Annotated in this window: 23 protein-coding genes; 19 read left to right on the forward strand and 4 right to left on the reverse strand. The window is 53.8% G+C overall.

Annotated elements, in window-relative coordinates; translation table 11 throughout:
* The coding region (locus L1D47_RS15640) for a transposase (protein WP_239882609.1) at positions 1-175 on the reverse strand (175 nt) is incomplete at its 3' end.
* Between the two features lie 379 nt (positions 176-554).
* On the opposite strand from L1D47_RS15640, the gene L1D47_RS15645 reads away from it, so the two are divergent.
* The gene (locus L1D47_RS15645; RefSeq protein WP_239885963.1) at positions 555-1,016 is read left to right on the forward strand and encodes a GrpB family protein; all 462 of its coding nucleotides are present in this window, start codon (positions 555-557) and stop codon (positions 1,014-1,016) included.
* Positions 1,017-1,250: 234 nt separating this feature from the next.
* Entirely contained in the window at positions 1,251-1,616 is a 366-nt protein-coding gene (locus L1D47_RS15650) for a YajD family HNH nuclease (RefSeq protein WP_041511496.1), read from the forward strand.
* Positions 1,617-1,629: 13 nt separating this feature from the next.
* Here L1D47_RS15650 and L1D47_RS15655 read toward each other — a convergent pair whose 3' ends face one another.
* Complete coding sequence (locus L1D47_RS15655) at positions 1,630-1,872, reverse strand: DUF1289 domain-containing protein (protein WP_041511495.1); 243 nt, start codon at positions 1,870-1,872, stop codon at positions 1,630-1,632.
* Between the two features lie 161 nt (positions 1,873-2,033).
* On the opposite strand from L1D47_RS15655, the gene L1D47_RS15660 reads away from it, so the two are divergent.
* From L1D47_RS15660 to oleD, 6 genes are all read left to right on the forward strand, one after another.
* Positions 2,034-3,197 carry a chemotaxis protein gene (locus L1D47_RS15660; protein ID WP_239885964.1) on the forward strand — a complete coding sequence of 388 codons (1,164 nt, stop codon included), beginning with the start codon at positions 2,034-2,036 and terminating at the stop codon, positions 3,195-3,197.
* Positions 3,198-3,330: 133 nt separating this feature from the next.
* On the forward strand, positions 3,331-4,578 hold the full coding sequence (locus L1D47_RS15665; RefSeq protein ID WP_239885965.1) for a methyltransferase: 1,248 nt from the start codon (positions 3,331-3,333) through the stop codon (positions 4,576-4,578).
* A gap of 275 nt (positions 4,579-4,853) precedes the next feature.
* Positions 4,854-5,903, forward strand: coding sequence for a 3-oxoacyl-ACP synthase III (locus tag L1D47_RS15670; RefSeq protein WP_041511492.1), 1,050 nt, complete (start codon positions 4,854-4,856; stop codon positions 5,901-5,903).
* An 89-nt stretch (positions 5,904-5,992) separates the two neighbouring features.
* Positions 5,993-6,865 (forward strand): alpha/beta fold hydrolase, encoded by an 873-nt coding sequence (locus tag L1D47_RS15675; RefSeq protein WP_239885966.1) that lies wholly within the window; start codon positions 5,993-5,995, stop codon positions 6,863-6,865.
* 100 nt (positions 6,866-6,965) lie between these two features.
* Positions 6,966-8,657, forward strand: a complete 1,692-nt coding sequence (gene oleC, locus L1D47_RS15680; RefSeq protein WP_239885967.1) for an olefin beta-lactone synthetase — start codon at positions 6,966-6,968, stop codon at positions 8,655-8,657.
* Positions 8,658-8,705: 48 nt separating this feature from the next.
* Positions 8,706-9,791 carry a 2-alkyl-3-oxoalkanoate reductase gene (gene oleD, locus L1D47_RS15685; protein WP_239885974.1) on the forward strand — a complete coding sequence of 362 codons (1,086 nt, stop codon included), beginning with the start codon at positions 8,706-8,708 and terminating at the stop codon, positions 9,789-9,791.
* 126 nt (positions 9,792-9,917) lie between these two features.
* Here the strand turns inward: oleD and L1D47_RS15690 are convergent, their stop codons facing one another.
* Together L1D47_RS15690 and bioA are read right to left on the reverse strand one after the other, a co-directional pair.
* Positions 9,918-10,343 (reverse strand): globin domain-containing protein, encoded by a 426-nt coding sequence (locus L1D47_RS15690; RefSeq protein ID WP_239885968.1) that lies wholly within the window; start codon positions 10,341-10,343, stop codon positions 9,918-9,920.
* Positions 10,344-10,534: 191 nt separating this feature from the next.
* Positions 10,535-11,875: an adenosylmethionine--8-amino-7-oxononanoate transaminase gene (bioA, locus tag L1D47_RS15695; protein ID WP_239885969.1), complete on the reverse strand. Its 1,341-nt coding sequence runs from the start codon at positions 11,873-11,875 to the stop codon at positions 10,535-10,537.
* A gap of 149 nt (positions 11,876-12,024) precedes the next feature.
* Here bioA and bioB point away from each other — a divergent pair, with 149 nt between their 5' ends.
* The 11 genes from bioB (at position 12,025) to L1D47_RS15750 (ending at position 21,097) form a co-directional block, all read left to right on the forward strand.
* On the forward strand, positions 12,025-13,077 hold the full coding sequence (bioB, locus tag L1D47_RS15700) for a biotin synthase BioB (RefSeq protein WP_041511487.1): 1,053 nt from the start codon (positions 12,025-12,027) through the stop codon (positions 13,075-13,077).
* Positions 13,078-13,095: 18 nt separating this feature from the next.
* Entirely contained in the window at positions 13,096-14,259 is a 1,164-nt protein-coding gene (locus L1D47_RS15705) for an 8-amino-7-oxononanoate synthase (RefSeq protein ID WP_239885970.1), read from the forward strand.
* Between the two features lie 78 nt (positions 14,260-14,337).
* Positions 14,338-15,153: a methyltransferase domain-containing protein gene (locus L1D47_RS15710; protein ID WP_239885971.1), complete on the forward strand. Its 816-nt coding sequence runs from the start codon at positions 14,338-14,340 to the stop codon at positions 15,151-15,153.
* Between the two features lie 14 nt (positions 15,154-15,167).
* The gene (bioD, locus tag L1D47_RS15715) at positions 15,168-15,878 is read left to right on the forward strand and encodes a dethiobiotin synthase (RefSeq protein WP_239885975.1); all 711 of its coding nucleotides are present in this window, start codon (positions 15,168-15,170) and stop codon (positions 15,876-15,878) included.
* Between the two features lie 308 nt (positions 15,879-16,186).
* Positions 16,187-17,050, forward strand: coding sequence for a protease HtpX (gene htpX / locus L1D47_RS15720; protein WP_041511485.1), 864 nt, complete (start codon positions 16,187-16,189; stop codon positions 17,048-17,050).
* 338 nt (positions 17,051-17,388) lie between these two features.
* Positions 17,389-17,739, forward strand: coding sequence for a cytochrome c3 family protein (locus tag L1D47_RS15725; RefSeq protein WP_239885972.1), 351 nt, complete (start codon positions 17,389-17,391; stop codon positions 17,737-17,739).
* A 284-nt stretch (positions 17,740-18,023) separates the two neighbouring features.
* Positions 18,024-18,560, forward strand: coding sequence for a curlin (locus L1D47_RS15730; protein WP_239885973.1), 537 nt, complete (start codon positions 18,024-18,026; stop codon positions 18,558-18,560).
* 160 nt (positions 18,561-18,720) lie between these two features.
* The gene (locus L1D47_RS15735; RefSeq protein ID WP_041511484.1) at positions 18,721-19,347 is read left to right on the forward strand and encodes a LuxR C-terminal-related transcriptional regulator; all 627 of its coding nucleotides are present in this window, start codon (positions 18,721-18,723) and stop codon (positions 19,345-19,347) included.
* Positions 19,344-19,811, forward strand: coding sequence for a curli production assembly/transport protein CsgE (locus tag L1D47_RS15740; protein WP_041511483.1), 468 nt, complete (start codon positions 19,344-19,346; stop codon positions 19,809-19,811). The genes L1D47_RS15735 and L1D47_RS15740 overlap by 4 nt, the downstream gene beginning before the upstream one ends.
* A 15-nt stretch (positions 19,812-19,826) precedes the next feature.
* Positions 19,827-20,246 (forward strand): curli assembly protein CsgF, encoded by a 420-nt coding sequence (locus L1D47_RS15745; protein ID WP_200890562.1) that lies wholly within the window; start codon positions 19,827-19,829, stop codon positions 20,244-20,246.
* A gap of 2 nt (positions 20,247-20,248) precedes the next feature.
* Positions 20,249-21,097: a CsgG/HfaB family protein gene (locus L1D47_RS15750; protein WP_041511482.1), complete on the forward strand. Its 849-nt coding sequence runs from the start codon at positions 20,249-20,251 to the stop codon at positions 21,095-21,097.
* The last annotated feature ends 127 nt before the right edge of the window (positions 21,098-21,224 follow it).

Consider the following 21,224-nt stretch of genomic DNA (forward strand, 5'->3'; position numbering starts at 1 on the left):
CTTTGGGGGATACGCCTTGCTTCTCCTGTCGAAGCTGGTTTACCCATTTACGCATGGCTGAATTACTGACGCCCATCGCGCTTGCAGCCTCAGTTATGCTGTATCCCTGTTTCGTTACCAGCTGCGCAGCTTCTAATTTGAACTCTGCACTGAATGTCGGTCTTGTGTTCTTCATTTCTACCACCTTTTCTCTGGAAGTGAGTCTATCACTTCGTCTATTCAGGTGGCCAAATTCACTATGCCACTACACTCGCGCTGTTGGCGTTACTGGCAGGTTATATCTGGCATAATTTCGACGATCTATTTGGGGCGCTTCTTAAGGTTACACAAGGTGATCTGACCCAGGCGCTGGTATTCCTCTTTCTGTTAACCGGCTTATTTGTTCTATTTATGCTGGCGAGCCTGGTAAGAGCAGGCGAGGGGAGCAAGCGTTAGTCGGGGCTAACTTGCAAGGTTAGCGCGAGACTATCTTGTGATGCATTAGTCGATTTGTCCCTCTTGCATTTGTTTATTCGCCCATTAACCCATCAGCCCAATCAAAGAGGAGAGAAGAGATGGCGCGCAGCATAGTGGTGATCGACCATCAGATGAGTTGGCACCAGGCGTTTAAGGTAGAGAAGGCGCGGCTGCTGACGGCGCTGGGGGAGTGTGTCGTCAGCCTAGAGCATATCGGCAGTACCTCTGTGCCTGGACTGGCGGCCAAGCCGATTATCGATATGCTGCTAGAGGTCGACAGCTTGGCGGCGCTGGATGCACAGGCTGAGCAACTAAGGGCCTTAGGCTATGTCGCCCGTGGTGAAAATGGCATTAGCGGGCGGCGCTACTTTTGCAAAAGCGAAGAAACTAAAAGCGAAGAAGATAAGAGTGAAGAAGATAAGAGTGAAGAAGATAAGAGTGATGAAGGGAAAAGGGATGAATACAAGGCTGGCCCGCAACGCACCCATCATCTGCATGCCTTTCAAAGCGACAGGCTGCGTTTGAGTGTGACCATGATAGCCGGCGTTATATGGCGCTGAAGGAAGATTTTATGCGCCAGAATCTGGTGCTGGCCATGAAGTGGTATGCTCAAACCTAACAAAGTTGCGAATAAGTCCTCATGGCACTCTCTTTTGTAAGCCGATGCAGAGTACACATGGGACTTGTTGGTGTCTTGCTCGTTAAAGGACCGTCTTGATTCCCTTTTGCCGCGACTATGGGTATATTGCCTGTGAATAGAGTCGCCCAATAGGGGTAAGAACAGAGACGAGCTTATGTCTACCCATCAAGGTCAAAGTAAATTAGATAGAGTGCTGGCCGAGGCCCGCGAGTATAAGGCCAAGCGCGAATCGGGCTACCGTGAACAGGCCCTTAAATTATATCCCTGGATCTGCGGCCGCTGTACCCGCGAATTCACCCATTCCAATCTCAGGGAGCTGACGGTGCATCATAGGGACCACAATCATGACAACAACCCGAGCGATGGCTCCAACTGGGAGCTACTCTGCCTCTATTGTCATGATAACGAACATGCCAAGTATGAAGAGTTGATCCAATACGGGCCGACCAGTGAGACCCAGGTAGAAGCAGCGACCTATAATCCCTTCGCCGATCTTAAGGCTATGATGAATAAGAAGTAATTCTTATAACTTACTAATTATTGGCGTCTTGCGCTGCGAGACGCCGCTCCGCCTCTAGCCACTTCTGACGGCTGATGATCTGCTGGTTTTCCCCGGTTTTTCCTTGCTGCTTTCGACGCTTCACGTTGGCCCAAATTTCGGCCTGACGTGACTCGTCCGCCTGTCCCCAACCGACTATTTCGTCGATATGGCGATAACAGCCCATACAGATATCTTCATCATTTAGGCCACAACGGGCCACGCAAGGTGATTGCATCTTAGCTTTATATACTCATGTGAAGTGGTGGCGGCATTCTAAAATAGCTAGGGTGAGGGTTCAACCTGACTATGATGCTGGTGCACGCTGGTTATTGGTGCTAGCATCTTGTTATTAGTCATTTAAATTCAATTGGTTGTGAATTTTTGCGGGGTGTTGTTATGGGGCTGAAATACAGATCTGTCCTCTTGGTGATCGGCATGTTGAGTTTATCGGCCTGTTCGTTACTGGAAGTTAAACTTGAGAGTGGTATCGAACCCTTGCCACAGGCACAACTTAACATGCGGGTTTTCAGCCGCGACTTTAGCCATACCTTCTACGCCAAGGTGGAGCAGGGGGCGGATCAGATAGTGCTGGAGAAAGGGGATGATCTGTCTACTAAATCCAATGCCTTGATGTGGAAGATCAACAGCGAACAGGCGTTGCAGCGGGCGATCTTTCAAGCGTCTCCCGTCGCGGCCATGGTGGATACCTGGACACTAACGGCGCAGATGAGCGCGTTTTTTGACGGCGGTGCGGGCGCATCCCTGTTTGGCGATCAACAAGGGATCGCCATCGAGGTCAGCAAGGTGCTGCAGGCGGATTTTGAACGGTCCATAAAGGGCTTTGTTGAGCCAGGCGAGTTTAAGAAATATCAGGCGTTTATCTTAGATTATGTGGCCAAGAATCCCATCACGGATCTCAGCTTTGCTCGGCATTCCGCCTTCAACGACTGGCTGGCCTATCGTAACATCAGCGAATTTGAGGCGGTGACAACCTTTGGCACTGTGCCCGAGGTGATGAGTGACGTATCGGATCGCATGGCGATGATCGCCGAGCAGATGCCCAAGATCTTAGGCTGGAAGGCGGAGCTCTATGCCCTACATGCCAACATCAATCCTGAGACTGTGCAGCAGACACTGCAGAGCATCAGCGATACCTCGGCTAAGTTTCAGCAGTTGATGGCACAGAGCCCAGAGATGATGCAGACCCTGGCGGTGGATCTGCGCCGTGAGCTGATGCCACTGCTTGCGCAGCTCAGTGAGACCACTGACGACAAGCTGGCTCAGCTCTCTGTTGAGCGTGAGGCGTTAACCCAGATGGTTAAACAGGAGCGTCTGGCGCTGGAGGAGATGGTTAATCGTCAGCGCGTGGCGGCTGCGGCGGATCTCGATGCTATCAGTCAGCATGCGGTCGAGCGCGCGTTTGCCGAGCTGACCAAGACCCTCAAGAGCCTGATCCTCTATCTGGTGCTCTTCTTCGTGGTCTGTTTCTTTGCCCCCTTGGGGCTTGGCGTCTGGCTGGGTAAGCGCATGGCCCTAAAACAGCAGCCGTCTTCGACATGAGCTGGCTGACCAGAGCGGTGGTCAGGCTGTGATTGCAGAGCAAGCTGGTTTACAATTGGCGTGCGCTGGCGGGGTTTCGCCGGCGTATCTATTTTGGCCCTATTGGTTAGGGTGAGTGAGCCGGGGAACCTTAATGTCGTATGCCAAGCAGTTTACAGCCTTAGATAGTTTGCTAACGGGCAGTCGCGCGTTGTGGCAGGTGAAGGCCTTCGAGGCGCAGACCTTGCCCTGGCAAGACGCGTTTCCAAGGCTTGCCGAGCTGCTCTGGCAGATTCATGACGATGAAATTGACGGTCTCGATAGCGACAGTGCGGCGCTGCACGCGCGCCTGGCGCCCGCCCTCAAGGCGGATCTGGCCGCTAAAGGATTGAGCTGGCCGCTCTCCTTGCTGGGCGAACTGGCACAAGGGATCAGGCCGACAGACAAAGCTTCCTCCGACGTCGGTCTGTCAGAGAGTGAACAAAGTCATTTCAGCGCCCATATCAAGGGGCGCAAGTGGCAGCAAATTGTTGATTTTTCCGCGAGAGTCACCCCGAGGAATGATGAGATCTTGGAGTGGTGCGCTGGCAAGGGACATCTGGGCCGCTTGCTGGCCAAGGCTCAAGCGCGAACAGTGGTGAGCCTGGAGTGGCAGCAGTCGCTGTGTGAGGCAGGTTCGCAGTTTGCCCACCAGTGGCAGTTGCCCCAACGCTTCGTCTGCGGCGATGCCCTGGCTGAGTCTGCCCAAAAGCTGCTTAAGCGTGAGCAGCAGGCGGTGGCCCTGCATGCCTGCGGCGAGCTGCATATGAGTCTGCTGCGCGGCGCCGCCAAGGCCAGAACCCGTGACCTGGCAATCGCCCCCTGTTGCTATCATCTGATCCCCAGCAGCCATTATCAGCCGCTGTCAGTGCTCGCTCAGGCGAGTGAGCTCTCGCTCAGCAAACACGATCTTCAGCTTCCCTTGCAGCGATCTGTGATTGCTAATGCCAAGGCAAGGGCACTTCGCCTTAAAGAGGTGGCCTGGCGACTGGGTTTCGATAGCTTGCAGCGTGATGCTAGCGACCGAGCTAAGTACCTGCCAATACCCGCAGTGAAACAGAGTCAGTTAAGCGGCAGTTTTCGCGACTTCTGCCACTGGGCGGCGGCGCAAAAGCGGGTGGACTTGCCCGATCTTTGGGATGATGAGATATATCTTGCCAGGGGGCTTGAGCGTCAGCGACTGACACGGCGCATCGATCTGGTGGCGCACCTGTTTCGTGAGGCCTTGGAGCTTTGGCTGCTGCTCGATAGAGTCTGTTTCCTAGAGGAGCAGGGCTATCAGGTGAGTCTCAGCGCCTTTTGCAATCTTGAGGTAACCCCGAGAAACGCATTGATCCAGGCCCATCTGCCTGAGCCCAGTTAGGCGCTCTTAGGCTTCCTTGAGCGTTGCTACCTGAGTCGCTTTTTTGACCATTTAGCGGCGCCTTAAGGCGCTTAAGTGGTTTTTTGCTCGTTTGCTCTGTGGAAGAAACCCGGCGTGCGCTGTCATAAATTTGCCAACTCGCGCCTAAAAAAAGCCGCCCTATGGCGGTTTTTTATTGAATCATTCGCCGTTTCTTGCTCAAATGGCGGGCTAACACAGAAAGATAAAAATTGGCCGAATAAGTGCCGATATAATGAGCGAAACAGAACGGTTTCATGAAATATTCTCGCGTTTTTATAAATAGTCTGGCCTATGAGCTGGCACCTGAAGTGGTTTCGACTTCAGAGTTAGAGTCTCGATTAGCTCCCCTGTACCAAAAATTCCGGATCCCCATGGGGCAGCTTGCCGCATTAACCGGGATCCACGAGCGTCGCTGGTGGCCTAAGGGGCATAGATTGTCCGACGGCGCATTGGCAGCCGCCCACAAGTCTATCGAGGAGACGGGGATTGATGTGGCCGATCTCGGCGCCGTGGTCTATACCGGCGTCTGCCGCGATCAGCACGAGCCGGCGACCGCCTGTCGTATCGCCGCCGAGCTAGGGGTCTCCAAGGATACCGCCATCTATGACATCAGCAACGCCTGTCTGGGCGTGTTGTCGGGTATTTTAGATATCGCCAACCGTATCGAGCTGGGTCAGATCAAGGCCGGCCTGGTGGTCTCCTGTGAATCGGCGCGTCATATTGTGGACATCACCATAGACAACATGTTGGCCGAGCCGACCATGCAGAACTATGCCCAGTCGCTGGCGACCCTGACCGGCGGCTCCGGCGCCGTGGCTGTGCTGCTCACCGACGGCAGTTTGCCGCTGAAGAGTGAGCGTCAGCATCAGCTGCTTGGCGCGAGTCATCTTTCGGCGCCCGAACATCATAATCTCTGTCAATGGGGATTACAGGAAGCTGGCACCCAGCTGTACCGCGAGTTTATGCGTACCGACGGCGTCGCCCTGCTTAAAGAAGGGGTCGAGCTGGCTCGTCATACCTGGGCGCATTTCCTCGAGCAGCGTAACTGGCTGGTGGAGCAGGTCGACAAGGTGATCTGTCATCAGGTCGGCGCCTCCAACCGCAAACAGGTACTGAGCGCGCTCAATATCCCTCAGGAGAAAGAGTTCCCCACCTATCAGCTCCTTGGCAACATGGGCACAGTCTCGTTGCCCGTGACGGCCGCCATGGCCCACGATCAAGGTTTTCTGCGTAAGGGCGATCAGGTGAGTTTTCTCGGCATAGGCAGTGGACTCAACTGCATGATGCTCGGGCTCAAGTGGTAATCGACCCGTCTACTCATTCTGGATAGTACAGCATAGGGGCGACGCCGAGCGGCGTCGCCCACTCAAGGCATAATCATAACAGGTACCCCATGCTCGATTCGTTATTTCCTTTTAAATGCAATTACTTAGACCGTAATGGTCACAAGTTGCAATATGTGAATGAGGGCCAGGGTGAGCCCGTGGTCATGGTGCATGGCAACCCGAGTTGGTCTTTCTATTATCGTAATCTGGTGAAGGCGCTAAGCTCGAATCATCAGTGTATCGTGCCGGATCATATCGGCTGTGGCCTGTCGGATAAGCCAGACGATGCCGGTTATGACTACACCCTGAAGAATCGCATCGACGATCTCGAAGCCTTGCTCGACCACCTCGAGGTGAAAGAGAAGATCACCCTTATCGTTCATGACTGGGGCGGTATGATCGGCATGGGCTATGCGGCCCGTCACCCCGAGCGGATCAAGAAGATCGTGGTGCTTAATACCGGTGCCTTTCATCTGCCGGAGGCCAAGCCGTTTCCCTGGGCCCTGTGGATCTGCCGCAATACGCTTTTGGGCACGGTACTGGTGCGTGGCCTTAATGCTTTTTCCTCTATCGCCTCCTATGTGGGCGTCAAGCGCGCGCCTATGCCTAAGGCGATTCGCGAGGCCTATGTGGCGCCATTTAACTCCTGGGCGAACCGCATCTCGACCCTGCGTTTCGTACAGGACATTCCCCTTAAGCCGGGCGATCGCAACTATGAGTTGGTGAGCGAGATCAGTGAAAAACTGAGCCAATTTAACCAGCTGCCTATGATGATCTGTTGGGGCCTCAAGGATTTTGTGTTCGATAAACACTTCCTCGATGAGTGGAAACGTCGTTTCCCACAGGCCGAGGTGCATGAGTTTGCCGACTGTGGTCACTATATCCTGGAAGATGCCAGCGATGAGGTAGTGACTCATGTTCAGCAGTTTATGGCGCGCTAACGCACTAAAGCACTAACGCACTAAAGCACTAACGCACTAAAGCACTAACGCACTAACGCACTAAAGCATTAAAGCACTATCGCATTAAGGGGTGAGGCGAATGTCTGAGACAGAGCAAGTTGGCGCTAATTTGTGTCGTCATCTCAACCGGGCGGCCAAAGAAGCCCCCTATGAGCTGGCGGTAGCGGTGCAGAAGGCCAGAGGCGTTTTCAGTAAACAACTTGACTATCAAGAGCTGAATTTTGCCGAGCTCGACACCATGAGCGACACGCTGGCCCACGGCCTTTATGCCTATGGCATCAAACGCGGTGCCAAGGCGGTGTTGATGGTTACCCCAAGCCTTGAGTTTTTTGCCTTAACTTTTGCCCTGTTTAAGGCGGGGATAGTGCCGATCCTGGTCGATCCCGGCATGGGAGTGAAAAACCTTAAGCAGTGTTTTGAAGAGGCGGCGCCCGATGCCTTTATCGGCATTCCTAAGGCGCATCTGGCTCGGCGTCTGTTTGGCTGGGGCAAGTCCAGCCTGACCCATCTGATGACCGTAGGTGGTAGCAAGCTGTGGGGCGGTGCGAGCCTTGAGCAGCTTAAGCAGCTGGGTCGCGACAAGGGACCTTTCGCCATGGCTAGGCTCGATGATGACGAGATGTGCGCCATCTTGTTCACCAGTGGCAGCACGGGCACGCCCAAGGGCGTGGTCTATTCTCATCGCATGTTCGAGGCGCAGATAACTGCCCTCAAGCATGATTATCAAATTACTCCTGGCGAGCGCGATCTGGCAACCTTTCCGCTGTTTTCCCTGTTCGGCCCGGCGCTAGGCATGGCCTCGATTGTGCCTGAGATGGACGCCAGCAAGCCGATCACCGCCAATCCCGACTATATTTTCGCGGCCATCGAGCGCTATCGATGCACTAACATGTTCGTTAATCCGGCGCTTATCGAGCGCTTGGGGCAGGCGGGCACAAGCAGGCAGCCTAAGGTGCAGCTTAGCAGCCTTAAGCGGGTGATCTCGGCGGGCGCCCCTGCGACCATAGCGTCCATCAAGCGTTTCAGTGAGATGCTTAAGCGTGACGTGCCTGTGCTTAACTCCTACGGGGCCACCGAGTCGCTGCCGCTGAGTAAGATAGGCAGCCATGAGTTGTTTGATACCACAGAGATCACGGATAACGGCGGCGGGATCTGTGTCGGTAAGCCGATAGCGGGTGTCGAGATACAGATAATCGCTATCGATGAGGCACAGATCCCTAACTGGTCGGCGGATCTCTGTCTGCCAAACGAGCAGATAGGCGAGATAGTGGTTAAAGGCCCCATGGTTAGCCCTAGCTATTATCGCCGCGATAAGGCTACGGCCCAGGCAAAGATTTTTGATGCCCAGGGTCAGCATTATCACCGCATGGGAGATCTTGGGTATCTCGATAGTCAAGGAAGGCTGTGGATGTGTGGCCGCAAGGCCCACAGAGTGGATTGCTTAGTCGATGGCCAGCAGCGCCGCTATTTCTCCATCCCCTGTGAGCGTATCTATAACACCCACAGCGATATCAAGCGTTCCGCTCTGGTGGGAATAGACGTTAAAGGTGAGATGCAACCGCTTATCTGCCTCGAACTCAAGCAGGGGCTGAGTTGCAGCAACGCCGCGGCGCTCTACAACGAGCTTAGGCTGCTGGGTGAGGCCCACAGTCAGACTCAGGGGATCACGCGCTTTCTGATCCATCCGGGGTTCCCCGTCGATATCCGTCACAACGCCAAGATCTTCAGAGAGAAGCTGGCGGAGTGGGCACAGTCCACCTACAAGGAGTGATAGGGCGTGAGCATCACTAAGTTTGCCAATAACAAGGATAACCTCAAGCTGTACCCAGAAGAGGTTGAGGCGCTGGATCAACTGGCCAGGGTGAGCCGTTATGCCTTTGTGACCGGCGCAGGTGGGTTTCTGGGCAAGGCGATCTGCCAACGTCTATGCGCAGCCGGTATCAAGGTGACAGGTTTCGCCCGGGGGCGTTATCCCGAGCTAGAGGCAATGGGCGTCGAGATGATCAGTGGCGATATCTGCGATCTTGATGCGGTAACCCGTGCCATGGCGGGATGCGATCTGGTATTCCATGTGGCCTCCAAGGCGGGAGTGTGGGGCAGCAGGGAAAGCTATTTTGCGCCGAACGTACAGGGCTGCGATAACCTGCTCAAGGCCTGTATCGTCCAAGGTGTCGACAGTTTCGTCTATACCAGTACGCCGAGTGTGACTTTTGCCGGCGAAGATGAGTCGGGTATCGATGAGCGTGCGCCCTATGCCAGCCGTTTCCTAAACTATTACGGCGAGTCTAAGGCGATCGCCGAGCAGAGGGTGACGGCGGCCAATGCCACACCACTTGCGAGCGGAAAATCCTCTAGCCGAGACAAGCTTAATACTGTGTCACTCAGGCCACACCTTATCTGGGGGCCGGAAGATCCCCATCTGGTGCCCAGGGTGATCGCCCGCGCCCGTGCCGGTAGGCTCAAGCTGGTGGGTAAGGCAGATAAACTGGTGGATACCATCTATGTGGGCAACGCCGCCTATGCTCATATTCTGGCGGCCTTGACTCTCAAGCTGAGCCCACAGCAGTGCGCCGGCAAGTGTTACTTCTTGAGTAACGATGAGCCGATCACCATGGCGGCCATGCTCAACAAGATCTTGGCCAGCGCCGATCTTGCACCTGTCGATAAGCGGGTGCCCGCCAGCGTTGCCTATCTCGCTGGGGCACTGTTAGAGGGAGTCTATGGTCTGCTGGGTAAGCGGGAAGAACCTATCATGACCCGCTTCGTGGCCAGACAACTCTCGACCAGTCACTATTTCGATATTTCGGCGGCCAAGTCGGATTTAGGTTACCGACCACTGGTGTCTATCGATGAGGGGATGGTTTCTCTGCGTCATTGGCTATCTTCGACTGCCAATATTGAATAACAGTCACACATCCAGTTGCTAATCCAGCCCTGAGCCTAAGTCTGTTTTGGGCTAAATCTGCTTGGGCCTGGCTTGTGTCTGGGATTGTGTATGGTTTAGTGTCAGATCTTGTGTCAGATGTGCTGCTTAAGGGGCTGGCGCCTCTTCCATGGCGGCGATCATTACCTTGGCAATTTCATCGTAATAGCATGACCAAGCCTGCTCGATGGTCGGGTTGCACGCATCTCTCAGGCAATCTTGAAGCGATAGCATCAGGGCCGAGCGCACCACCTCAAACTGCGCCGGTGTGACGCCGTAACCCCTATGTTTTTGCCCCAGCACCACCAGGCGGGGTTTTATCTCCTCGAACTGAAATACCTTGGTTGCTGCGGTGGAGATCAATTCATTGAAGTGATATTCAAATACCGGTCGTTCGCTCTTGAACATGGGACGGATCAAGGGGGCCATGGCAAACAGGCAATCGTAGAAGATGGCGGCAAAATTACTGTTTTGCCGATCAATCTCCGCATAGGATTTTTGAATCAATCGTTTTTGCTCATCGGTGAGAGGCATAGCTTACCCTGTCGACTCAGATCATCTTTTACACTGCAACTTGTCCCCGCTTGAATGAGGACAGTGCAGGCAAACTAACTATAGGCTATGCAGGTGCCCAGGCTGTAGTTGAGGGTCATTAACCTAGGCTCACACCTATGGGTTTACATCTATAGGTCTACATCTATGGGCATACATCTATGGGCTTAGGGCTATCCGTGGCTGATAAAGCCCGAGTTCGTGTCTGAGTCTTTAGTTTTTTGCCCACCGGCAATGGTGGCGACTTCGAGCATCGCCTGGGTGAGTTGGCTGAGCTGCGCCGCGCTGATGGTGTAGGGCGGCATGATGTAGATGTAGTTTGAGAAGGGACGAACCCATACGCCGCGATCCACAAACGCCTGTTGTAGCGCCGCGGTATTGACGCTTTGCTTCATCTCAATCACACCGACGGCGCCTAAACAGCGTACCGCCTTTACCCCTGCTATTGTACTGGCAGGGGCTAATTCTTGTTTCATCTGTTGTTCGATGGCGGCGACCTGCTCGGGCCATTGGTTTTGATTAATCAGATCCATACTGGCACTGGCGGCCGCGCAGGCCAGCGGGTTCCCCATGAAGGTGGGGCCATGCATGAAGACGCCAGAGGGCGAGTCGCTGATCCCTAGGGCCACCTCGTCGCTACATAATGTGGCGGCCAGGGAGATATAGCCGCCAGTGAGCGCCTTACCTAGGCAGAGAATATCGGCTTCTATGCCTGCGTGTTGGTAGGCAAACAGTTTACCTGTGCGGCCAAAGCCAGTGGCTATCTCATCTAAGATCAACAACACCTTGAAACGATCGCACAGTGCTCGCAACCCTTTCAGGTAGTCGGCGCTGTAGAAATGCATGGCGCCTGCGCCTTGCATGATGGGCTCGATAATTACCGCCGCTATCGTCTGATGATTTGCCTCCAGTAATGCCTCCATCGCCTCGAGATCGCCCTCGATTAACGCCTCACCGAAAGGGGTCTTGGGGGCCGGGGCAAACAGCTGCTGGGTCACCGCCTCACCAAACATGATGTGCATGCCGCCTTCGGGATCACATACACTCATGGCGGCGAAGGTGTCGCCGTGATAACCATGCTTTACCGTGAGTATCCGTTGTTTACTTGGATTGCTGCGTCCCTGCCAATACTGCAGCGCCATCTTCATCGCTACCTCGACGGCGATCGAGCCGGAATCGGCTAGAAACACCTTGGTGAGATTGTCGCTGGTCATGGCAATCAGTTTCTTGCTGACCGCGACGGCGGCGGGGTGGGTAATACCACCGAACATGACATGGCTGAGGGTGGAGAGTTGCTTCTGCATCGCCTCCAGGATATAGGGGTGGCCGTAACCGTGTACGCAGGCCCACCAGGAGCTGGTGCCATCGATTAAGCGTCTGCCGTCTTCCAGGATCAACTCACAGCCCTCGGCCGCCACCACCCCATAGGCCGGAAGGGCATGGGTCATTGAGGTGTAGGGATGCCAGATATGTTGTCGGTCGAATTGAAAGTCGATCTGTGGACTTACAGACATAGAAACTCCTGGTTGAATTTTAACCGATAGTAAACCGGTTTAACTGGTTGGCGTTGACAGGTTAAGGCCTCAGGGTATGCTAAGCAAGATAAATGTCGCCGGAAATCAAGCATTCCGGCTAAAAATAGCAACTTGAAGGTTGGTAATCAATGTCCGAATTAGCCTTACGTCACGATTGGCAACGTGATGAAATTGAAGCGCTTTTTGCGCTACCTATGAATGACCTGCTGTTTAAGGCCCATAGCATTCATCGCCAGCATTTCGACCCTAATGAGGTGCAGATCTCGCGTCTTTTGTCGATCAAGACGGGTGCCTGTCCAGAGGATTGTAAGTATTGTCCTCAGAGCGCCCGCTACGATACCGGCCTTGAAAAAGAGCGGCTGATCGAGATTGAGAAGGTGCTCACCGAGGCGCGTGCCGCCAAGGCCGCCGGTGCTTCACGCTTCTGCATGGGCGCCGCCTGGCGTAATCCCCATGAGCGCGACATGCCTTATCTGAAAGACATGGTCAGTGAAGTCAAAGCCATGGGCATGGAGACCTGCATGACCCTGGGGATGCTCAGCGAATCTCAGGCTCAGGAGCTGGCAGAAGCCGGACTCGATTATTACAACCATAATCTGGATACCTCGCCGGAATACTATGGCGACATCATTACCACGCGTACCTATCAGGACAGACTCAATACCCTGGATAACGTGCGCGCCGCCGGCATGAAGGTGTGCTCGGGTGGTATCGTCGGCATGGGTGAGCAGGCCAGCGATCGCGCCGGACTGTTGCAGCAGCTAGCCAACATGGCCAAACATCCCGAATCTGTGCCCATCAACATGTTGGTGAAGGTAGCCGGTACCCCATTTGAAAACCTGGACGATCTCGATCCGCTGGAGTTTGTGCGCACCATCGCCGTGGCACGTATCCTGATGCCGCTATCCCGGGTTCGCCTGTCGGCGGGACGCGAGAAGATGACAGACGAGCTGCAGGCCATGTGTTTCTTTGCTGGTGCCAACTCCATCTTCTATGGTTGTAAGTTGTTGACCACGAGTAACCCTGAAGAGAATGAAGACATGACGCTGTTTAAGCGCCTGGGCCTTCATCCCGAGCAGGGGCAGGCGGGCACGGTGGAAGAGGAAAAGGCGGTATTTGCCAAGGCGCAGGCCGCGAAAGACAAGGCCTCTAAGCCATTCTACGATGCGGCAGCCCTCTAATTTAAGGTGAGTAAGCCCATGACCCGGCCGCAGCAGACGCTAGCACAGAAAATTGAGCAGAAGATGCAGCGCGCGGCGCAAAGCGGGCTGCTCAGGCGTCGTCAGCAGCTGGCGCAGAATCCAGACTGCGCCAATCGTCTGGTGCATCAAGGGAGCATTAAGCATAACTTTGCCAGCAACGATTATTTAGGCCTGAGTCAATCGGGAGAGTTGATCGAGGCATTAGCCGAGGGAGCGAAGCGCTATGGCGTAGGCAGCGGCGCCTCGCCCCTGGTGACAGGCTATAGCGAGGCTCACGCCAAGCTTGAGCAGGCACTGTGTGATGCAACAGGCCATGAGGCCGCCTTGCTCTTTAGTAGTGGTTTTAGCGCCAACAGCGCCCTGATGAAGACGCTGCTGGACAAAGAGAGTGTGGTGGTGGCCGATAAGCTGATCCATGCCTCCCTTATCGACGGCTTACGAGAGAGCGGCGCGCTGCTTAAGCGATTTGTCCATAACGATATTGCTGGCGCGAAGCGGCTGACAGAAAAGCACCAGCCTCAGGCGATAGTCACCGAGAGCATCTTCAGTATGGATGGCGATCTGGCACCCATAGATGAGCTTTATGGGTTGGCGAAAGACAATGGTGCCTGGTTGATCGTTGATGATGCCCACGGTTTCGGTGTCTTGCCACTGGGCGGGCACAAGAGGGTCGATGCCAGTTGCTGCGATATTCAAATTGTCACCTTTGGTAAGGCGCTGGGCTGCCAAGGCGCGGCGATTCTTGGCTCGCGAGCCTGTATCGATTTTCTGGTGGCTCATGCCAGGGACTATATCTATTCCACCGCCTTGTCACCGGCCAGTGCCTATGTGGCGCTAAAAGCCGTTAATTTGGTGACTCGAGACGGTCAGCGCAGAGACAAGCTGGCTCAGGTGATCCTGGCATTTCAACAGGCCGCCAAGGCCAGGGGAATTGAGCTGCTCGGTAGCCAGACGCCCATTCAACCTTTGGTGGTGGGGGATATCGATAAGCTCGCCGAGGTCGATTTAGCGTTAAAGGGCGCCGGGTTCTGGGTGGGGGCCATCAGGCCGCCGACCGTGCCGCAAGGCAGTGCCAGGCTGAGGATCACCCTGAATGTGAATCATACCCTGGCCGACATTGACGCCCTGGCCGAGCAGTTGCAGCGAGTCTTGCAGGGCTAAGCCCGCTAAGGCGTATAATTTTTTCAGAGGAAGTCTGATTCTGTGTGTAGTGAATTAGCCAAAGATATGCCTACGAATATGCCAAGCCAAGTGTTTAAGGCGCCGGAGAAAGAGGGGACTTGCGTGGTTAGCCCTGTATCCACGGCCGACGTTGACAAGATAGCGAGGCAGTTCTCTCAGGCGGCCCGGCACTATCAGGAACATGACAAGGTACAGCGACTCAGCGCGCAGCGACTCAGGGCAAGCATGTCTCCTGTTGGCCGCCTTTTAGATATCGGCTGCGGGCCAGGTACCGAGTTTTCAACCTCGCCTCAATTGACTCAGGTAATAGGACTGGATATTGCGCCTGGGATGTTGTCGCAGATGCAAGCTAGTTTTCCCGCCTATCAGGCGCTGTGTGGCGATGCTCAGGCGCTTCCGCTGGTCGATGCCAGCCTAGATACCATCTATTCAAACCTTGCCCTGCAGTGGTGTGGCGATATTAAGGCGGTCATAAGCGAATTTGCCAGGGTGCTCAAGCCTGGAGGTCAGTGTCACCTCGCCATCGTCGTCGATGGCAGCCTGGCGGAGCTCGATGCCCTTGGCCTGCGGGTCAATGCCTTCGAGGCCGCCCAGACTGTGCTCGATGGCTTCAGTGATGCCCATTGGCAGATAGATCACCAAACGGTGGAGGCGCTACAGGTGCATTTCGATAGCCTCAGGACGCTGCTTTATTCCATCAAAGGGGTCGGGGCCTCTGCGGCGATGGGGGCTAATGACCAGCCATCAGCCAGGCTGCGCGGTCGCCGGGATTGGCAGGCACTGTGTGATCGGGTTGAGGCTAAGCGTCAGCCAGAGGGGCTGGCCTTGACCTATCAAATCTTATTTATTCATGCCAGCCGTAAGGCGAGTTAAGGAAAGGGTTTATGGTGTATTTCATCGCCGGCACAGATACCGACAGCGGTAAGACGCTGGTGGCCTCATCACTCTTGCATCTGGCGAGCAAGCAGGGCACGACCCTAGGGGTGAAACCCATCGCCTCGGGCTGTGAGCAGACGCCGGCTGGGCTAAGAAACAGCGATGCATTGGCTCTGATGGCCGAATCTAACCTGAGTCTTGATTATGATAGTGTGAACCCTTTCGCCTTCGCGCCCGCCATCGCCCCCCATATAGCCGCCAAGCAGGTGGGTATTAGCCTTAACGCCGATCTGGTGTCGGCCCATTTAAAAACGCTGCCCTTGGATGAGTTGGATTTTGCCTTGGTCGAAGGTGCAGGTGGCTGGCGACTACCGTTAAATAGCGCCTTGAGAGTAGTGGGGCAATTAAATGAGCAGGCGTTTCTCTCAACCGTAGTGAGGGTTCTGCAACTGCCGGTGATCTTGGTGGTTGGGGTTAAACTGGGATGTCTCAACCATGCCTTGCTGACCCAAGAGGCGATACAGGCGGACGGCGTGAAGATAGCCGGTTGGGTAGCGAACTGCGTCGACCCCGAGATGGAAGTGACCCAAGATAACCTGTCTGCCCTTACGGAATTAATGGATGCGCCATGTCTCGGCGTCATCCCACACCTGTCTGAATGTTCGAGCCAAACTGCCGCAAAGTATCTTGACTTAGATAAGCTTGCGCCGAGTAAACTTTAGCGCCGTAAGGTGCAGTTAAATGAGCACTTGCTGATGAATAATGCGCCGGGTCTTGGCGGTGCAAGTGATTATTAATAAAGATTAACGGCTTATCCTATCAAAGCCGATAAATTTAAGATTGGCTTAATATAGGGCTTCTAGACTCCACGCCAAGGTCTACACTTTTTGGCGTGGGTGCGCACGAACTCGCATCGACTGAAAAAATTTTTGGGGTACCCCTTGAACTCTGACTTTTAGGACATATTATGTCGTTAAGAGAGGCAGATGACACATAGGGTGTCTTATATCTGAGCTTAATAGGAGCTTACATGAAGCGTATTTTCTTGTTGATCGCGACAAACATGGCAATCTTGCTGGTCGCTTCAATCGTGATGTCTATTTTAGGGGTTAATACCTCGACCATGAGCGGACTCCTGGTCTTTGCGGCAATCTTCGGTTTTGGTGGTGCCTTTATCAGCCTGGCTATATCAAAGTGGATGGCAAAGAAGACTATGGGCTGTGAAGTGATCACCACGCCAAGGGACAACATGGAGCGTTGGTTGGTCGATACCGTTGCTCGTCAGGCTGAGCAGGCGGGCATCAAGATGCCAGAGGTGGCCATTTATCAGTCACCTGAGCTAAACGCCTTTGCCACGGGCCCGAGTAAAGATAACTCTTTGGTTGCCGTGAGTAGCGGACTGCTGTACGGCATGACCCAGGACGAGATCGAGGGCGTGCTGGCCCACGAGGTGAGCCACGTAGCTAACGGTGACATGGTGACCCTGACCCTGATCCAAGGTGTGGTCAATACCTTTGTTATCTTCGCTGCGCGTGTGGTTGCGAGCATTATCGACAACTTCGTTGCTAGCAATGACGAAGAGGGCGAAGGCTTGGGGATGTTTGCCTACATGGCCGTGGTCTTCGTGATGGATATGCTGTTTGGTATTTTGGCGTCAATGATCGTCGCTTACTTCTCACGTGTGCGTGAGTTTAAGGCCGATGCCGGTGGGGCGCAGCTTGCCGGTAAGCACAAGATGATTGCGGCGCTGGACAGATTGCGCCAAGGTCCTGAAACCGGTGCCATGCCGGCACAGATGGCCGCCTTCGGTATCAATGGTAAGAAGTCGATGGCCGAGCTGATGATGAGCCATCCACCACTGGAAAAGCGTATCGAAGCATTACGCGCACAGTAATCAAGTTTTAATGACGAAAACGGGAGCCTAGGCTCCCGTTTTTTTTGTCTCATTTTTGCAGCCAGCTCTTGGGGTGAGTCGGGGGCGGGGAAAAATGTCCATATGCATAGCCTGAGTGTGACGCAGATCATACTTATATGTGAGTATGAGGCTTGGGGCATAGATATTTGATTAAGTGCACATTTTTGGCAAGAGGCTACTGTTAGTATGCCCGCAAGAGAAATTTGCCTATTTGCAAAACCTTAGCTATTTTAAGCTGAGTTGTGCAATCTAGGAACAAGGCAGGATGGGACATAATAACTAACCCCACAACGCCAAACATAAGAGAGGAAATTATCGTGAGCAATAAAATTCTAAGTGCGTTATTCGGTGCTGGTTTAGCGGCGCTTGCCTTGTCACCAGCGGTAATGGCAGAGCCACAAGAACTTGCAGAGATGCATGCTGAGATGGAAGGCTGTGAAGCGTGTCACGCAGACGGTGAACCATCAGCCGATGGTGCTCACGAGTTTGAGCAGTGTCAGAGCTGTCACGGTACACTGGCCGAGATGGACAAGGTGCACCAGCCACATGACGGTAACCTGATGTGCGCCGACTGTCACGCACCGCACGATTCTAACGTGGGTGATAAGCCTGCATGTGACAGCTGCCACGACGATGGCCGCACAGCAGATTCAGTACTGAATAAGTAAGATCCTTGTAAGATAATCGACAAACACCGGCAGCTGCCGGTGTTTTTGTATGTGTCGCCGCCAGGGCCTGTCTGCCTTTCTTCCGTCTATACGAATGCCAATTCGGTAAGATAAAACTCGTCACTCCCTCACCAAACTTTAGTAGAAAAGTATTACTCCTCTTTATTGAATAGATACTTTGTCTAGCCTGACTTAATACTCTTTGTGGACGTAAGTCCTTCGTCTTAGCTAGATAATCTTGGCCAGAAAAACAGATAGGTGCGCCAAGGAAGGAAACAAATTTGATGCAAGCAGTCTTTAAGGTCGGGCAATTTGCCTGGCGTCAGGCAATCTGCCAGTTGTTCTTGTTAGGGGGGCTATTTGGCGGTCAACCTGTATGGGCCGATGATCTCAGTAGCCTAGATGAGTTAGCCCATGGTGATAACGCCAGCATCATGCAGCTTGGGGATGCACTGCAGGCCGATATTACCCAGAGCGGCGGCGCGAACCGCGCGGTCATCACGCAAGCGGGCGTGGCGAACAGCGCAGGCGTACAACAGCAGGGGATTCACAACCAGGCTTATTTGCTGCAGCAAGGAGAGGCGATAGAAGCCAGCCTGTTGCAGGTGGGGGTGAACAATAGCCTGATAGCCAGTCAGCTTGGGGCGAGCCTATCTTTGGTGGTGGAGCAGCGAGGCAGTGATAACCAGGCCTATGTGCAACAGAGTGGTTATGACAATGAGGTCAGCATTTACCAAAACGGCTCGGGTCATGGGGTAATAGTGACACAGTGGGGCAATGCACAAAGGGCTAGCGTTACTCAGGGATATCGCCAGCAGTAAGCTGGTGAAAGATAGGGGCAAGGGATCTCACCTAGAACAGATAATCTGGTAGAGCTTGATAAAATGGCGCAATTAAGATGTTATTTTTAATTCTATAGTTGTTATTATATGTGTCGGTTTAATGGAATACGCTTATAACTAGCGACATGGAGTGAGCAGGATGTTCAAAGTGATAAATTGGGTAGTGGTATCGCGATCGCAGTTGTTGATTGATCTGTTGGAGACGCGTTGGCCCCAGGAGTTTCTGGTTAAACTGGCTAAGGTCACCCCAGAGAGTGTTGAAGCGATCATGAGTGAAGGGAATTACTCTTTGGTTGTTATCGATCTCGCCACCATAGATGTGCAGCGTGCCTACCAGGTGCAAAAGCAGATCGAAAAGCGCCACAGCGCCCGTGTGGTATTCTTACACTATCCGAAACAGATAGACGCAAGATTTCTAATTTCCCCTATTACCGCCGCCGTCTTCTATGGTGATGCATCCTTAGAGCAGATAGGCAAGGCCTTAGCCAATGTGCTGCGTGGCCAGACGGTGATCCCCCATACTTTGCTATCGGCTTCTGCAGATCAGGAGCAGCTGGACGGCGCCGACAACCTGACTATTCGCGAGCGCGAGGTACTGCAGGCATTGCTGACAGGCAGCACTAACGTGGATATCGCCAATCAGTTATTTGTCAGCGAGAGCACCATCAAGACACATCTTTATCGGGTGTTTAGAAAAATTGGTGTCTCAAGCCGTGGGCAGGCGATTGCCTGGGCACAGACTCATCTGCATGAGGTGCAGCAGTGAAATATGTTGGCCGCTTACTCTTGTTAGCGGCCTTCTCGGCCCCAGTGTATTGTCAGGGGCCTGATGTCGACGAGGGCAGTAAACTGGCCGCGCAGAGCACCAGTGACACGCCGCCGAGGTTAGAGTCTGATCTCATCGATGGCTTGATCCTCAACCGGGCAATGACTCGTGTCGGTCACAGATTTTATCGTGAGTTTGTTGCCGCCTATCGCGATATCGGCGGCATGACTGAGCACGGTGGACTGAGTATTGTCGAGTTGGCTACTGCGCGCAGCGGCAGCAAGATCAGCGTGTTACACAATCGCAAACCTATCTTTGTGACTGTGGTGTCACCGGCGAGTCGGCAGTTGGATAAGCTGGCGGAGCAGGTGGCCAGGCGTGTCGACAGTATATTGAAGCAAAACAAGAAACAGGCTAGCTGGGCTCAGTGGTTGGATCCCGATTTAGCGCCTGATGAATTTTAATAGGGACATTAAACCATGAATCGAGCTAAGTCTTGCCTGTCGATGGCTATGCTATTGGCGGCCGGGTTCAGCCTGAGCAGTCAGGCGACACAACTTATCTATACCCCAGTTAACCCCAACTTCGGTGGCAGCTATCTTAACGGCTCCTACCTGCTGGCTAACGCCTCGGCCCAAAACGATCACAAGGGGGGCTCAGGGTATACGCCTCCCAGTGCACTCGAGCGTATGGCGAGTTCACTGGAGTCTCGCCTGATGAGCCAACTCTTTAATGATGCGGCCAATGGCGGCGAGGGGTACCTCAAGACAACCGACTTTGAGATCCAAGTGGTCAACGAAGATGGCATGCTGCTGGTGCATATCACAGACCTATTAACCGGTGAGACCACGGTTATCGAGGTGGGTGGGTTGAGCGATAGTTCGAGTGTAGGTGGCTAACGATGAAACCTTTGTTGATTGCCGCTGGCTTGCTACTACTCTCTGCCTGTTCCACCACCAGTGACCTCGAACAGGTGCAAGCCTCTTCGAGTCTGATGCCGAAGGGCGAGAGCTACTATGATCTCATTAACCTGCCTGCGCCCCAGGGGGTAATGCTTGCCGCCGTGTATGACTTTCGTGATCAGACTGGTCAATATAAGCCCATCCCTTCCAGTAACTTCTCTACCGCCGTGCCCCAGAGTGGCACAGCCTTTCTGGCCCAGGCCTTGAATGATTCCAGCTGGTTTATTCCCGTCGAGCGTGAAGGGCTACAGAATCTACTGACCGAGCGCAAAATCGTCAGGGCAGGCCTAAATGGCGAGGCCAATAAGTTGCCACAGCTTAATTCGGCGCAGATATTGATGGAAGGTGGTATCGTTGCCTATGACACTAACGTCAGGACCGGCGGCGCCGGCGCCCGCTATTTAGGCATAGGTGCGGCGACCCAGTTTCGTGTCGATACCGTGACGGTAAACCTCAGGGCGGTGGATATCCGCACCGGACGCTTACTCAGTAGCGTGACGACAACAAAGTCAATCTTGTCGAAAGAGATCACCGCCGGTGTGTTTAAGTTTATCGATGCACAAGAGCTATTAGAGTCTGAGCTTGGCTATACCTCTAACGAGCCGGTGAGTCTGTGTGTGGCATCGGCCATAGAGAGCGCGGTGGTACATATGATCGCCGACGGTATCTGGAAGGGTGCATGGAATTTAGCCGATCAATCCAGTGGCCTAAGCAGTCCCGTGTTACAAAAATATTGGTTGGAGGCTCATTCCGAAGCCAGAGTACGCGCAAAGATTAATCAGGGATAAGACGGGCTGTCGAGATGGTTCCTACTTTTGAATTGTCATCACAATGCCGTTTAGCACTTTAGTATTAGCGGTCTGAACCGGTAATAACTATTTTGCTACTTTAGCTCAACATTACATAACTATATAT

The sequence above is a fragment of the Shewanella sp. Isolate7 genome (genome assembly GCF_022398425.1).
Classification (GTDB): domain Bacteria; phylum Pseudomonadota; class Gammaproteobacteria; order Enterobacterales; family Shewanellaceae; genus Shewanella.

Excerpts from the sequence above, each read along its gene's own strand:
- L1D47_RS15645 (WP_239885963.1), top strand. The coding sequence starts at position 555 with ATGGCGCGCAGCATAGTGGTGATCGACCATCAGATGAGTTGGCACCAG.
- L1D47_RS15650 (WP_041511496.1), top strand. The coding sequence starts at position 1,251 with ATGTCTACCCATCAAGGTCAAAGTAAATTAGATAGAGTGCTGGCCGAG.
- L1D47_RS15655 (WP_041511495.1), bottom strand. The coding sequence starts at position 1,872 with ATGCAATCACCTTGCGTGGCCCGTTGTGGCCTAAATGATGAAGATATC.
- L1D47_RS15660 (WP_239885964.1), top strand. The coding sequence starts at position 2,034 with ATGGGGCTGAAATACAGATCTGTCCTCTTGGTGATCGGCATGTTGAGT.
- L1D47_RS15665 (WP_239885965.1), top strand. The coding sequence starts at position 3,331 with ATGTCGTATGCCAAGCAGTTTACAGCCTTAGATAGTTTGCTAACGGGC.
- L1D47_RS15670 (WP_041511492.1), top strand. The coding sequence starts at position 4,854 with ATGAAATATTCTCGCGTTTTTATAAATAGTCTGGCCTATGAGCTGGCA.
- L1D47_RS15675 (WP_239885966.1), top strand. The coding sequence starts at position 5,993 with ATGCTCGATTCGTTATTTCCTTTTAAATGCAATTACTTAGACCGTAAT.
- oleC (WP_239885967.1), top strand. The coding sequence starts at position 6,966 with ATGTCTGAGACAGAGCAAGTTGGCGCTAATTTGTGTCGTCATCTCAAC.
- L1D47_RS15690 (WP_239885968.1), bottom strand. The coding sequence starts at position 10,343 with ATGCCTCTCACCGATGAGCAAAAACGATTGATTCAAAAATCCTATGCG.
- bioA (WP_239885969.1), bottom strand. The coding sequence starts at position 11,875 with ATGTCTGTAAGTCCACAGATCGACTTTCAATTCGACCGACAACATATC.
- bioB (WP_041511487.1), top strand. The coding sequence starts at position 12,025 with ATGTCCGAATTAGCCTTACGTCACGATTGGCAACGTGATGAAATTGAA.
- L1D47_RS15705 (WP_239885970.1), top strand. The coding sequence starts at position 13,096 with ATGACCCGGCCGCAGCAGACGCTAGCACAGAAAATTGAGCAGAAGATG.
- L1D47_RS15710 (WP_239885971.1), top strand. The coding sequence starts at position 14,338 with ATGCCAAGCCAAGTGTTTAAGGCGCCGGAGAAAGAGGGGACTTGCGTG.
- htpX (WP_041511485.1), top strand. The coding sequence starts at position 16,187 with ATGAAGCGTATTTTCTTGTTGATCGCGACAAACATGGCAATCTTGCTG.
- L1D47_RS15730 (WP_239885973.1), top strand. The coding sequence starts at position 18,024 with ATGCAAGCAGTCTTTAAGGTCGGGCAATTTGCCTGGCGTCAGGCAATC.
- L1D47_RS15735 (WP_041511484.1), top strand. The coding sequence starts at position 18,721 with ATGTTCAAAGTGATAAATTGGGTAGTGGTATCGCGATCGCAGTTGTTG.
- L1D47_RS15745 (WP_200890562.1), top strand. The coding sequence starts at position 19,827 with ATGAATCGAGCTAAGTCTTGCCTGTCGATGGCTATGCTATTGGCGGCC.
- L1D47_RS15750 (WP_041511482.1), top strand. The coding sequence starts at position 20,249 with ATGAAACCTTTGTTGATTGCCGCTGGCTTGCTACTACTCTCTGCCTGT.